Genomic DNA, 13831 nt, shown 5'->3' on the forward strand with positions numbered 1-13831 from the left:
TGTTAAATTATCTGAACTTTATGAATTAATATTCATTTGCCATGAGAAAAAATTTCTTGACGATTCTATTATTATTCTCTTATGCTATAACATTCGGACAAGCGAAATCTAAACATTATGATGAGATACTTTTTGAGAAAGGGTTGGCATTACAAGAATTAGTAAACAATGAGTTAGATACAGATGAAGGATCAGAAGATAGCATATATGTCGAGTATTCTAAGGAAATAAAAGAATCTATTTTAGAAAAAGCTCAGAATTATTATAAAGAATTAATCAAAGATTATCCAGGTTCCAAATATCTTTTTAGAACTTATAATAACGAAGCATTTATTGCGCTACAATTAAATAACAGAGCAGAAGCTATAGGATTGTTTCAAGAAATTTTGAAAAGCAATGCTGATGATAAAGAGAAGGGGGGCATAGGGTCGGGAATAATGGGAGAACCCTATGCTAACTACAAAAACAGAGCCGCGAAAGAAATAGCAGAACTGTATATTGCCGACAGCAATTATACATTGGCGTTAACTTATCTTGAGCTTACAAAGAAATACCAATATCAACATTTCTGTGGAAATGAATTTGCTGCTGATGCATTATACATAGCAGAACAATATGCGAGATGTTATATTGGACTAAAGGATTTTGGAAAAGCATTGGATTTTTTATTGCCATATATATTGGAAAATGGGCTGGCCAGTAATTCTTCTATTGTTCATCTTGCGTTTAATACGTTAATGTTAAACTATGGTAAGGATGAATTGAAAGTTAAATTTGAAGAGGCATTTAAAAATTATAAAGTTGAAAAAGTTAAAGAATACAGGCAAGAATATACAAAGTATTTTATTTATTATTTAGAAAGGAAAATTGAAATTCCTTTATGGAAAATTGATTTTATGTATAATGGAGAAATAGATAAGGGTATTGAAGCACTATATAAAGAATCTCAATTTTATAAACTTTTAAGCATATAACTCGATAAAAATGGCTACAATGTTGAATTGTAGCCATTTTAGATTAGGTTAATTCATTTATATCCCAAGAAACGCTTTTGCATTTTTGTATAGTAACATATTTCTTAATTCAGTGTCCTTAATATGTTCCTCAATCAACTTGCCGGGATGATGTTCGCCGAGAGGAAAAGGATAATCGCTGCCCATGCAGATTTTATCGCCGCCCATAATATCGATGATGAAATCCAGAGCTTTTGGATCATGCACTAAAGAATCAATCCAGAATTTACCAATGTATTCGCGGGGATTAATGGCATTGTCAATCGCTACCAAATCCGGACGGACCTGAAAACCATGTTCAATTCGTCCGATAGTAGAAGGAAAGCTGCCTCCGCCGTGAGCAAAAGCTACACGTAAGTTTGGAAACTTTTCAAATACCCCGCCAAATATCATGGAACAAATAGCACGCGATGTTTCGGCTGGCATACCTACTAACCAGGGTAGCCAGTATTTCATCATATCATTCTCTCCCATCATCTCCCAGGGGTGCACAAAAATGCAGGCGCCTAATCCTTCTGCAACTTGCCAGAAAGGGAAAAAATAAGGGTCGCTAAGATTCTTGCCATTGATATTGGAACCGATTTCAACACCGGGCATTTTTAATTCCTTCACACAACGTTCCAATTCTTTTACAGCAATATCAATATCCTGCAAAGGAATAGTGCCAAGGCCTACATAGCGGTCAGGATAACGTGTAACGGCTTCTGTAATATGGTCATTAAAGAAACGGGAACTTTCTAAGGCATGTTCAGGTTTTGCCCAATAATTAAATAGCACCGGAATGGTAGAAAGTGCCTGCATGGTCACTTCTGTAGCATCCATTTCTTTAAGACGCACCTCTGCATCCCAACAATTATGTTCAATTTCACGAAACACTTTGTCGCCTTTAATCATCTTGGCGCAGCAAGGTTTATGATGTTCCAGGGTTATAAAATCTCCGTAACCAAACTTCTGAAACCAGTTCGGTATTTTCTCCGGCATAATATGTGTGTGAATGTCTATTTTCATATTGAGGACAAAATTAGAAAATTGTTGGAGGAATAAGATGTCATAAAAAAACCTGTCAGGTTTTAAAAGACTAACAGGTTTTTTTATCAAAAAAATTATTTTCTTCTGCTCCACCAACTGATGAAGAAGCCTATTACCATGACAATAATACCGAACCAAAGTACTCTGATATAAGGAAATACAATAGCTTTCATTACAATCCAGTCGTCTTGCTGTGCTCTTTGTTTAATGCCAAATTCGACAGCGCTTTCCTCAGGAATAATTTTATTGATTTTTACAGTTAAACCAAAATCCCTCAGGGTATCTGCTACCGAGCCGGCCTCATTGCCCCTTATAATATATAAAGGTGAAGCATCGCCCAGTTTGCCACCGGCACCATAAACCGAAAGGTTTGCCTCTACTGCAACATCTCCTTGTTTTGGTTCATATAATTTATTGACAATTTTCTTGCTGATACTGTCAAAAACGATGAATCCATTGGCAAGAAACAAACTATCACCCATTTTTATTTTAGCAGGCCGGAATGTGCTTGTATCCGACTTTTCATTCGGATCGCTGATGGATGAAATGTAAGTAAACACGTCATGCGACATATAATGTTTTGCATCCGGATTGGAGCTTATGCCTTCCTGTCCTTTTACATTTACGTAAGCTTCGGGGTACAATATAAAAGTTTCTTCTTTGTCGCCATTATCAGGATTCAGCCTGTCGAAACGTACTTTGTAAAAGGTCTTCGGCGGATCATCATGTACAATAGAATCACCTAAATAAGTTACCAGATATTTACCCATTGTAATGGTTGTATTCCTGAATAGCAATACATTTTCATGGCTTTCTTTTACGTTCTCTTCAAAAGTTTTCTTACCGAAATCTTTATTCAATAATGCATTTGTGGTATCAATGGAAATAATTTTCTTTTTATACCCTGAAAGTAAAATTCCTAATAGCATCAAGCCAAAGCCTATGTGCGCAATAGTTCCGCCGGCTTTCAATATTTTTACCTTTTGTGTTGTAACCAGATAATAAATATTTCCTATCAATGCAAAAAACACGGCAAATGCAAAAACCATTATTTGCTTATGCTCAATTTTTTGTCCGATAATTAATGCGATAGCCAATGCCAAAGAAATTACGGAAATGATAATGATAGCTTTCCAAAATGCGTTGATTCCTGTTTTCTTATATTTCAGGAACTGAATGGCTCCGGTCAGAATGGCAACCAATACGGCTGCCCAAACCTGTATGTTATTGTAATAAGAAACGGGATCGGCCGGAGGTGCAATATCGCTTCCGGTGATTTTTTTCCATAAAGGCGCCCAAACAGGCAATGAAGTAGCTGCAATAATCTGAAAGCAGGCCAGCAATAAAAGTATAGAGCCAATCAGCATCCAGAATTCCCTTGTATCCAATTCTTCCTCACCTGCTACGCGCGGCATTTTTTTCCATGAACGTATCATGAAATATAAGCTGACAGCTAAATAAATAGCCATTGCAATAATCAGATGCCAGTACAAAGCTTTGCCCTCACCGGTAAAAGAGTGTACGGAAGTATCACCCAGAATACCTGTTCTTGTAAGGAAAGTAGAATACCAGATCAACATAAAAGTCAGGATGAAAAACATCAGTGTAGTTTTCAATGACCTTCCGGTGCTTTTATAAATGACCAATGTGTGCAAGCCTGCAATTAAAGTCAACCATGGAACGAGTGATGCATTTTCAACCGGATCCCAAGCCCAATAGCCACCAAAGTTTAAAGATTCATAAGCCCATGCTCCGCCCATCATAATGCCGGTTCCTAAAATGCCACCGCCAATTAAAGTCCAGCGCAACGCAGGTTTTACCCATGTTTTATATTCGCCCTTCCACATTGCTGCAATAGCATAAGAAAAAGGAATCAGGGTTAACGCGAAACCAAGAAACAAAATGGGCGGATGTATTACCATCCAGTAATTCTGAAGCGTAACATTCAGTCCATTACCATCTTTAATGAATTCAAGATAATTGGGCATGGAAAAAATAGGAGCTTGTGCCATCTCATTTCTCAGCAAACTGAACGGCGTACTTCCGACTTTTACTTCTGCACCAAAATAAATTCCCAATAACATGGTTGCAAGGATGGCTTGTGCCAATGAAACAATCGTTAATACGCGTGTTTCCCATTGTTTGGCTGTCCTTATCAAAATTAATCCCAGTACGGAATGCCATATCAACCATAAAAGAAAACTACCTTCCGAACCTTCCCAGAAACAAGCCAATAAATATTTTACCTGTAATCCCCGGGATGAATGCCTCCAGGCATAATTATATTCAAAAAGATGGTGGGAGATGATATAATAAAGTGTGATGAAAATTCCTGCGATAGATAAAGCCTGAATAATGAAAGCCGCACGTCCGAGCTTTTTCCAGATATTGCCATCCGGAGTGTCTTCCTTGCATGCCGCATTCATAAATGCAAAACAGGAAAAAAGGGAAGCAACAAACGCGATAATTACAAACAGATGACCGAACTGGCCGGGAGCTAAATGTTCGCCTATGAAATTTGGTTTCAAGAGAAAAAAATTAAAATTGCAAATGGTATAAAAACAGCGGCACCGTATCACGGTGCCGCAAATATGTTAAAATCAGGAAGCCGTCGACTTACCAACTACTATCTGGTCGTTCTGATATTTTGAGGGGCACTTCATCTGTATCTTGCTGCAATGAAAATCACCATCTTTCATGAAGCCTGTCATTACTAATTGTTCGGATCTTTCAAAGTCCTGTGGCTTAGTGCCATTGAAAATCACCTTATGTGTGGCGCCTTTTTTATCCTTTGCAAAAAAGGTAAAATTATTGGGGTCTTTAACCGGGTCATATTGCTGACCTTTTGTTGTGTCCAGATATCCTACTACATGAAAAGTACTTTCCGGTTTTTCGGCTGCGGAAGCAAAGGTTTCATAAGTGCTGAACTTTCCATAAGAACCTACTACAATCCCGATTGCTGTAGCAATCAATACCAAAATAAGAATACTTGCTTTCTTCACTTTACTAAAATTTATTGGAATGCAAAGTTAAGGCTTAAATGAATTGGAAGTGGTAAGAAGATGTAAATGACCGGATTCGGGTTAAGTACCATTTCTCAAAATATAGATCAGGTCAGATTTGCTAACGTATATAAAATATTTTATGTCTTTTAGGTAGATTCATCTTATTAACTCCCGATGAAATTAAAAATTATTCATAAATTTTAGATTAGGATGTGTTAAATATGATTTTACGTTGTATTTTTTGTGCAGAAACCATAACCGACCCCATTTTTTAGCCTGCAAAAAGTATTTCTATGAAATTAAAATTTACTTCCGTTTGCTCTTTGTTTATTGCCCTTTTTGCATTTCCCTTTATCGGAAAAGCGCAAGTTTCTGTCACTGCCTCTGCCGGAATAATAGGACCTACGGCATACACTACGCTCAAGGCATCCTTCGATGCCATCAATTCGGGAACACATCAAGGCAATATTACTATTACAATCTCGGCTAATACAACCGAACCTGCTACAGCAAGTCTTAATGCAAGCGGCAATGGTTCGGCCAGTTACACTTCAGTTATTATAAAACCCGGTGCCGGTACAAATCCTACAATTTCCGGCAGCATCAATAACGGCCCACTTGTCAAATTAAATGGTGCCAATAATGTAACGGTTGATGGTTCTAACAATGGTAGCTCCTCAAGAAATTTAGGCATTACAAATACAAGCACTACAGGCAGTAATGCAATGATTATCGGTTCGGTGGGTAATTCAGCTATTCATAACGATATTATCAAGAATTGCAATATCACAAATGGAACTAATGCCTCAACAGCAGTCATTATAGGTGATGCAGGAACTGTTGGAGGCCCTGGTTATTTTAATAATATTACCATGCAAAATAATGCAGTAATGAAAGCATTTATCGGTATTTATGTATATGCGGTTGTTGCTACGAATAATGGTAATAACACTATTATTACCGGGAATGATATGACCTCTTCTGCAGGAAATGCTATTCGTTTGGTTGGAATATATGTACAAGGCGCTGACGGAGTAACTGTAAGTAATAATCAGCTCGGTAATTTTGAAGCCGCAAGTGCCGAATTTGACAGGGCCATTTGGTTTGCAACGGCTACTAAGAATTCCGCTATTACCGGGAATAGTATTTCCAATCTGGCATATACAGGTACAAGCTCCTATGCACCTATCGGCCTCAATATATCATGTGGGATAACAAATGCAAATATTACTGTCTCAGGAAATACTGTTTCAGGATTGACCACGAGCGGAACAGGAAATACGATGGGCATCTTCTCCTATTCTGCTATGGCTGACGTTTTTATTTCCTCCAACAACATATATAATATTAAGAACACAAATACTTCCGGTTACGGAGCTGCAGGTATTGTATTGGTCGCCACCATTAATAATGCAGCTACCAAGGTGTACAATAATTTTATATCTGATGTGGCAGGTTACGGATTTAATGGATATGATATTTCAGATAATGGAAATGGCATAGTGATAGATGGCGGGGGAGGGTACGATATCAACTTTAACACCGTGGCAATGACCCAGAGCAATTTACCTGCATTGACAGGAGGACATAGGTCTTCGGCAATGCTTATTACCGCAAATGTAACTTCAACCGGTTCTGTTAATCTGCGTAACAATATTTTTGCAAATCTTCAAACTACGGGGAATGCCAATTCAAGAATTGTTTTATCAAATCTGGCAGGAAGCGGCGTGTTTAGTGCAATAAATCGGAATGATTATTATGCTACAAGTACCAATCTATCGAGTACCGGTACAAATGCTTCTATTACAAATACCATAGCTCAGCTGCAGACAAGCCTCGGTGGTAATGGAAGCTCCGTAAACATACTTCCTGTATTTGCAGGCGTCAATGATTTGCATATACCGTATCCAAGCAATATACCGCTTAATAATCTTGGTACCCCAATTGCCGGAATTACCACAGATATTGATGGTGAAACCCGGAATGCAACAACACCTGATATTGGCGCAGACGAGATTCAATGCATGCCTGTAAATATTACTTTACAACCTGTTCCCAGTATCAAATGTTCGGGAGATACCGTAATGTTAGTAGTGAATGCCAACAATGGAACGACCTATCAATGGCAGCAAAACACAGGCTCAGGATTTTCTAACATGTCTAACAGTACTATATATAATGGGGTAACTAATGACACGCTTTATATTTATAATGTTCCGGCAACATTGAATGGAAGCAATTACCAATGCATCATTTCTTATGCTCCGGGTTGCTCATCTGTAACCTCTTCTGCTGTTGCCCTCACAATTAATCCGGGTATTATTCCTACGTTCACAATACCAACACCCATCTGTAACGGGTCTTTGGCGCCGGTTTTGCCAACTACCTCTAACAATGGTATAACAGGAACATGGAATCCTGCAACAGTAAATAATACCGCGACAGGGACTTACACGTTTACGCCAACTGCCGGACAATGTGCCACTACTACCACTTTAACTGTCACTGTAAATTCTATAATTACCCCGACTTTCAATGTCGTTTCTGCAATATGTAATGGTGGAGCTGCGCCCGCTTTGCCTGCAACCTCTACTAATGGAATAACCGGCACCTGGAATCCCGCAACTGTTGACAATACAACAACAGCAACTTATACTTTTACACCTACTGCCGGACAATGTGCCGCCACAGCTACTTTAACTGTGAATGTAAACAATAATACGCTTCCTGTATTTACTGCAATAGCGCCGATATGCAATGGAAGTACGGTACCGATTCTTCCTGCTACCTCCACCAATGGCATAACAGGCACCTGGAATCCGGCAACGGTTGACAATACTTCAACAGCAACTTATACTTTTACACCAACGGCAGGGCAATGTGCTGTCTCAACTACTTTAACTGTAACGGTCAATCCTAATATTACGCCGACATTCACAACTATTGCTCCGATATGTAATGGCGCGGTGGCTCCGGCATTACCTGCAACTTCTAATAACGGCATAACAGGAACATGGACACCATCTACAGTAAGTAATACAGCAACAGCTACTTATACTTTTACACCAACAGCAGGATTATGTGCAACACCAACAACTTTGACTGTGACAGTTAATCCTAATATCACACCGACATTTACGGTCATTACCTCAATTTGCAATGGCGCAACGGCCCCTGTATTACCAACCACATCCAATAATGGTATAACAGGTATCTGGAGCCCTGCAACAGTGAGTAATACTGCAACCGGTACTTACACTTTTACGCCGACTCCCGGCTTGTGCGCATCCACTACAACATTAACAATAACGGTCAATCCTATTATTACGCCAACCTTTACTGCTATTGCTCCCATTTGCAGCGGCGCAACCGCACCGGTATTGCCAACCACATCCAATAATGGTATAACAGGTACATGGAACCCTGCAACAATAAGCAATGCTACAACTACCACTTATACTTTTACACCAACTCCCGGTTTGTGCGCAACTACAACTACATTAACAGTAACGGTTAATCCAAACATTGTGCCGGCCTTTACAGCCGTTGCTCCGATTTGTAACGGAACGCCGGCTCCGCTTTTATCGACAACATCAAATAATGGAATACCGGGTACATGGAACCCTGCAATAGTAAGTAACACAGCAACAGCTACTTATACCTTTACACCGGCAGCCGGTTTATGTGCTACAACAGCCAGCATGACAATTACCGTAAAGAACGTACCTGCTATAACCGTCATGCAAACAATATGTGCAACAGAAGTTCCTTATACATGGAATGGAATTCCAAATGCAACAACCGGAACGGTTTATACTACCACGGCGGCTAATGGCTGTGACAGTATCGTTACTTTACAATTGACTGTATTGCCACCTGCTGTTACAGTAGTTTTTGATACCGCAGCCTGTGGTTCTATGATATATAAAAATGTAGCCTACACACACAGTACAACATTGAGGGACACATTTACCAATACATTTGGCTGTGATAGTTTTATTCTGGTTTCAAATCTGGTGATATATCCTAATACACCACAAAGAAAATCACTTGATACTTTAGGATGCAATCTGGTAGTCTTTGAAGGCAATACCTATGCAAGTGGTACCAAACTAATTGATACTTTCAGAAACATCTTAGGTTGCGACAGTGTAATAAGAACGGTTAACATTATCATCGATAATTTTGAATTGAACCTGAGCGTCAATCCTAAAGAACCATATAAAGGAGAAATGATAGACCTTGTTGCATATTCCGACGATAACACCTTTTCTGTCCTCTCGTGGTCACCTGCGGAGTTATTCCCTGTTCAGCAAAAAGTATCTTATTCAATCGCCGCAAATGCAGATGGTATTATTATTGTTGAAGGCATTAATGAACATGGCTGTACCGATACTGCATCCGTCACCTACCATGTGAAACCATTGGATTATGGCGTATTTATACCTAACGCATTTACACCGAATGGAGATGGCAATAATGAGAAATTTGGCCCCCGGTTCTACATGGAGCGGGCTTATGCAATTAAAACACTGAAGATTTTCAATCGTTATGGACAAACTGTTTATAGTGCGTCTAATACCCCAAATGGAGCATGGGATGGAAATTTAATGAATGGCTCGCCTGCAGATGTTGGTAATTATAAATACTACATGATTGTAAAATTTGTAGATGGCACTGAAAAAGAATTCAAAGGCGATTTGACATTATTGAGATAAATAAAAAGAGATGGTACATTCTAAAAGCAGCGCATTTGCGCTGCTTTGTGCTTTTTAACAAATCCGTTTCAGTAATCAGGTATTTATACCTGATTATAACTTTGGGTCTTTTTACGTTTATAAACCTGTCATTTATTTTCTTCTTTTGTTACAGCAAAATTGAACCCTTAATTATATACGTCGAAGCCCTTATTAATTCTTTTTTCAGGCAAAGCATATTGCTTGAAAATAAGAACCTGTTACCATGGAAAATGTTTTTTTAAATTATTCAGTGAAGTAAAAAATGTAAATGTTATTATTCTAAGATGATTCTTCTGACCCATTGAACTATCTTATTATCAAACACCAAAACCAACACCATGAAGGTGTTTCCACACCTTCATTTTACATCTTTATTTTACAGTTATTAATGAATTACTGCAGCCCCTTCTGCCCTTGCATTCACATGAAGCCCGTCACCATGGAATTATTATTGAATTATCAGAGCTATTTATCCGGCCTTCATCACTATGGAAATAAATACTGCTATTCGGAAAGATATATTTAGACTTAATAAACAAATGTATCATCAGTTTCAAAAAGATTGGGGAATAAGACTACCATCTGTAACGCAAGCCGAGATTCATGAACAACTTTTTCTGTTGTTTGATGATATAACGGGCTTTATTGAAGATTGTCGTAAGAAAATTATGGTAAATATAATGCGTCAGGCAGAAGGCATTGATAATATTATGGACACACTCAAGTCCGTAATTGATAAGCTGCTATCAAAAATTTTAAAAGAGCCTGACAAGGAAATTTATAGTGAAAATCACCTGCTTGATTTATCCTCCAAACGCTTTCAGATAGCTATTTACATGCTTATTGACAAGTGTATTTACAGCAATAATAAAGTCAAAGAAAAAACGCAGTTTCTGGGTGTTATGCAAGTGCTTGTCTGGGAAGTTTAAAGAACAAAATGAAAATATTAAATAAATATAATAAACTACTTTGTCATAAATTTTATTACTTTGTTTCTCAAAATCAAAACACAAACACATGAGTTCTCTTTCATTTCCTACAATTCCTTTAAGCGTTGCTGAAGACGGTACTGAAAACTGGCGCGAATTTTATCAATTTTGCACTAAAACAGCTGATAGCCGCCAAATTTTCAGAGGTTTTCACATTCCTGTCGCTGATTTAAAAACTTTACTTGAAGAAGCCGGAGATATTGATGGTGTTCGCGCTTATTTTGCATTGGAAACGCGGTTTGACCCGCTTACTCCTGATATAGAAAAAGATATTCATATCTATCTGGTGCCGGTGAAAGATAATGTCGATATTTGTCAGGATCCTGAAACCGGAACAAGCAATGTATGCGACTTCACAACACCGTGTCCTAAGATTTGTGATACAAGCAGTCCTTTATATACTTTACCAACAAGCAGTCCTGCAGATCCTCCAACAAACGGATAAGTAATGGCCACGTTTTATATGGGAGTTTTGGTTCCTGCAACCATTTTTCTGCCTATTATAGTTGCTTTAATAAATAAAGTTTACTGGAAAACAACGGAAAGATGGGTATTTGTTTACCTGATCTTTTCGTTGTTTTTTAATACGCTGTCTAAAGTACTGTCCGATAGAAGAATTAATAATTTGCCTTTCTTGCATCTTTATACAGTACTTGAATTCTTATTGTTGTCCATTTGTTTCTTGTCGGTTATATCGCATCAATTGTTTCGAAAAGTGGTGGTGGCAGGAATGATATTGTTTCCCTTATTTGCGGGTATCAATATCTGGCATTCCGATTCTTTGTATAGTTACAATATGATGCCGCGTTCAGTTGAAAGTATTCTGATTATAGTCTATGGCATCTTCTTTTTGCTTCGCAAATTTTCTATTGAGAGCAAGACCGATTATGATTTTAATTACTTTTTTGTGTTCGGAATGCTGTTGTATTTTTGTAGTTCCATTACGTTGTTTTCTTTATCAGGCTTTATTTTGCAGGATACAGCGCTCAATTTCTTTTTGTGGAACATGCATGCAACCCTGGTATTGATCCTATATATTGTAATAGCAGTCGGTTATTTTAAATTACGAAAGAGACAATGAATATATATGCCTATGTTTTACTCGGGATGATCAGCTCTTTTCTTTTAGTAATCGCTATGGTATTACTATTCGTGAGGTATAAAAAGAACATGCTACGCCAGCAATACAGGCTTCAGACTGCCGAATTAAATCATCAGAAACAGTTAACCAAAGTTATTATAGAATCGCAGGAAAACGAAAGGAAACAAATAGGTAAAGAATTGCACGACGATGTTGGAAATGCCTTGGCATCATTAAGGTTATTCTTGGATGAACACATGGTGCAGTATTTGCAAACGGATGTGAAGGAAGCATACAAAAAACGAATCAACGCAATCTTTCACAAGGTTAGGACCATCAGTCATCAGCTTTCTATTGTTGAAATAGAATTATTTGGTCTGAGGGAAGCCATATTTATTCTGGCAGAAAACACGACGGTTAAAGGCGCATTAAATGTACAGGTTGAAGAAAGAGATTGTCGAATCCCTGATGATATGGAATATACAACTTCTGTTATTATTTATCGCGTACTTCAGGAATTATTGACCAATACAATGAAACATGCTAAAGCCGATACCGTAAATATCAGTATAGAATGTTTTGGTGAAAAAGATGAACTGATTATTAATTATACCGACAATGGTATTGGACTTAGCTCAAAGAAGATGTTGAAAGGAATGGGGTTTAAAAACATTGAAAGCCGCTTGCAGATTGCTAATGGTAGGTTCGAATTTGTAAACGCAGAGCAACAAGGCTTTCATGTCGCTATTTATATTCCCTTATCGAATGTTCATTTCAAAGGTTAGCTAATAGAATAAAACAGGATAGCTTATTATTAAAGGGTAGATTATGAATACAATTAATATTGCTATAGTAGACGATCAAGTGCTTTTCAGGCAAGGAATTATGGCATTGTTGCAACAAATTCCCGAGGTAAAAGTTATTGCCGATGCCGAAGACGGCATGGCTTTGCTTAGCATGCTGGAAGTTATGCAACCCTTGCCGGACATACTTTTAATGGATATGGAAATGCCGGGTATGAATGGCATAGAATTGAACAGAAAAATGCGGGAACTCTATCCTGGTGTAAAAGTAATTATGCTTACGTTGTTTGACCAGGGCCGTTATGTTTTTAAAATGGTAGAAGAAGGCGTATGTGGTTATCTTTCCAAGAGTTGTAATATGGGTGAGTTACAGGAGGCTATTCTTAAGGTTTACGACTCCGGATTTTTCTTTTCCGATTTAATTAAAAGCGCTTTGCAGAAATCTTCCGAATTCAGAACCAAACAAATACAAAGTTTTAATAGAATTGACATAGAACTTACAAATCGTGAGAAAGAAATTATTCAATTAATTTGCCATGAACTTACGAATGCCGAAATAGCTGAAAGATTATTCATTAGTGCGCGCACCGTTGAAGGGCATCGTAACAATCTGTTATTAAAAACAGGCAGCAAAAACACAGCAGGCCTGGTTGTCTTTGCAATTAAAAATGGCATTTACGAAATCATCATTTCGTAAACTTAGCCAATCCGATTTATTATCTTTGCCGCATGATAAAAGTATTGCCGCAACATCCCGATGTATTGCAGGAGATTGAAAGATTAAAGCTTTTCTTTGAAACAAACCCTATTCTTATAAAAGAGTGGGAGCAAGGATGCATGTCTGTAAAAAATATCCCCGACTTTATTAAGCTGGAATTGAATGCTGCCCGTACCTTCAATCCTGCTCACTTTTTCAATCCACCATTGAACAGGTTAAAGCAATTGGAGCAGGCAATTTTAAATCAGACTACTATTAAGATAGAACAATAGTTTTTCTTGCGTAACCCCAAGCTACGCAAGGGGCCGGGCTATCCGTTTCAATCTTTTTGGGTTCGTTGCCTTCCAAAAAAGGATTTACACTGCTATCCCTTACGCTAACCCCTTCACGTTTTTTACCTTCAAACCACCTTCCTCCCGCGCTTTGGTGCCTCTGCGGGGAAGATAATGCTCCT

At 38.1% G+C, this 13831-nt stretch carries 12 protein-coding genes; 8 read left to right on the forward strand and 4 right to left on the reverse strand.

Features of this window, described 5'->3' with window-relative positions; genetic code table 11:
* Positions 1 to 41: 41 nt before the first annotated feature.
* Positions 42 to 974: a tetratricopeptide repeat protein gene (locus tag F0919_RS14865; RefSeq protein WP_150033553.1), complete on the forward strand. Its 933-nt coding sequence runs from the start codon at positions 42 to 44 to the stop codon at positions 972 to 974.
* 57 nt (positions 975 to 1031) lie between these two features.
* On the opposite strand, the gene F0919_RS14870 is transcribed toward F0919_RS14865, so the two are convergent.
* From F0919_RS14870 to F0919_RS14880, 3 genes are all read right to left on the reverse strand, one after another.
* Positions 1032 to 2021, reverse strand: coding sequence for an amidohydrolase family protein (locus tag F0919_RS14870; RefSeq protein WP_150033554.1), 990 nt, complete (start codon positions 2019 to 2021; stop codon positions 1032 to 1034).
* Positions 2022 to 2116: 95 nt separating this feature from the next.
* On the reverse strand, positions 2117 to 4570 hold the full coding sequence (gene ccsA / locus F0919_RS14875) for a cytochrome c biogenesis protein CcsA (protein WP_150033555.1): 2454 nt from the start codon (positions 4568 to 4570) through the stop codon (positions 2117 to 2119).
* 72 nt (positions 4571 to 4642) lie between these two features.
* Positions 4643 to 5044 carry a cytochrome c maturation protein CcmE domain-containing protein gene (locus tag F0919_RS14880; RefSeq protein WP_150033556.1) on the reverse strand — a complete coding sequence of 134 codons (402 nt, stop codon included), beginning with the start codon at positions 5042 to 5044 and terminating at the stop codon, positions 4643 to 4645.
* Positions 5045 to 5340: 296 nt separating this feature from the next.
* Here F0919_RS14880 and F0919_RS14885 point away from each other — a divergent pair, with 296 nt between their 5' ends.
* The 7 genes from F0919_RS14885 (at position 5341) to F0919_RS14915 (ending at position 13649) form a co-directional block, all read left to right on the forward strand.
* Entirely contained in the window at positions 5341 to 9765 is a 4425-nt protein-coding gene (locus tag F0919_RS14885; RefSeq protein ID WP_150033557.1) for a T9SS type B sorting domain-containing protein, read from the forward strand.
* Positions 9766 to 10274: 509 nt separating this feature from the next.
* Positions 10275 to 10715 carry a hypothetical protein gene (locus F0919_RS14890; RefSeq protein WP_150033558.1) on the forward strand — a complete coding sequence of 147 codons (441 nt, stop codon included), beginning with the start codon at positions 10275 to 10277 and terminating at the stop codon, positions 10713 to 10715.
* A gap of 88 nt (positions 10716 to 10803) precedes the next feature.
* A complete protein-coding gene (locus tag F0919_RS14895) occupies positions 10804 to 11220 on the forward strand; it encodes a hypothetical protein (RefSeq protein WP_150033559.1) in 417 nt (138 codons plus the stop codon).
* Positions 11221 to 11223: 3 nt separating this feature from the next.
* The gene (locus tag F0919_RS14900; protein ID WP_150033560.1) at positions 11224 to 11856 is read left to right on the forward strand and encodes a hypothetical protein; all 633 of its coding nucleotides are present in this window, start codon (positions 11224 to 11226) and stop codon (positions 11854 to 11856) included.
* Positions 11853 to 12641 (forward strand): sensor histidine kinase, encoded by a 789-nt coding sequence (locus tag F0919_RS14905; RefSeq protein WP_150033561.1) that lies wholly within the window; start codon positions 11853 to 11855, stop codon positions 12639 to 12641. The genes F0919_RS14900 and F0919_RS14905 overlap by 4 nt, the downstream gene beginning before the upstream one ends.
* 43 nt (positions 12642 to 12684) lie before the next feature.
* Positions 12685 to 13356: a response regulator transcription factor gene (locus F0919_RS14910; protein WP_150033562.1), complete on the forward strand. Its 672-nt coding sequence runs from the start codon at positions 12685 to 12687 to the stop codon at positions 13354 to 13356.
* A 32-nt stretch (positions 13357 to 13388) separates the two neighbouring features.
* Positions 13389 to 13649, forward strand: a complete 261-nt coding sequence (locus F0919_RS14915; protein WP_150033563.1) for a DUF6965 family protein — start codon at positions 13389 to 13391, stop codon at positions 13647 to 13649.
* On the opposite strand, the gene F0919_RS18540 is transcribed toward F0919_RS14915, so the two are convergent.
* On the reverse strand, positions 13633 to 13831 hold a 199-nt coding region (locus F0919_RS18540; RefSeq protein ID WP_216629430.1), incomplete at its 5' end, for a hypothetical protein. The genes F0919_RS14915 and F0919_RS18540 overlap by 17 nt on opposite strands.

The organism is Taibaiella lutea, assembly GCF_008629695.1.
GTDB lineage: Bacteria > Bacteroidota > Bacteroidia > Chitinophagales > Chitinophagaceae > Taibaiella > Taibaiella lutea.

What these genes read in the sequence shown, in the direction of transcription:
- F0919_RS14865 (WP_150033553.1), top strand. Translation starts at nt 42, where the DNA reads ATGAGAAAAAATTTCTTGACGATTCTATTATTATTCTCTTATGCTATA.
- F0919_RS14870 (WP_150033554.1), bottom strand. Translation starts at nt 2,021, where the DNA reads ATGAAAATAGACATTCACACACATATTATGCCGGAGAAAATACCGAAC.
- F0919_RS14885 (WP_150033557.1), top strand. Translation starts at nt 5,341, where the DNA reads ATGAAATTAAAATTTACTTCCGTTTGCTCTTTGTTTATTGCCCTTTTT.
- F0919_RS14890 (WP_150033558.1), top strand. Translation starts at nt 10,275, where the DNA reads ATGGAAATAAATACTGCTATTCGGAAAGATATATTTAGACTTAATAAA.
- F0919_RS14895 (WP_150033559.1), top strand. Translation starts at nt 10,804, where the DNA reads ATGAGTTCTCTTTCATTTCCTACAATTCCTTTAAGCGTTGCTGAAGAC.
- F0919_RS14900 (WP_150033560.1), top strand. Translation starts at nt 11,224, where the DNA reads ATGGCCACGTTTTATATGGGAGTTTTGGTTCCTGCAACCATTTTTCTG.
- F0919_RS14905 (WP_150033561.1), top strand. Translation starts at nt 11,853, where the DNA reads ATGAATATATATGCCTATGTTTTACTCGGGATGATCAGCTCTTTTCTT.
- F0919_RS14910 (WP_150033562.1), top strand. Translation starts at nt 12,685, where the DNA reads ATGAATACAATTAATATTGCTATAGTAGACGATCAAGTGCTTTTCAGG.
- F0919_RS14915 (WP_150033563.1), top strand. Translation starts at nt 13,389, where the DNA reads ATGATAAAAGTATTGCCGCAACATCCCGATGTATTGCAGGAGATTGAA.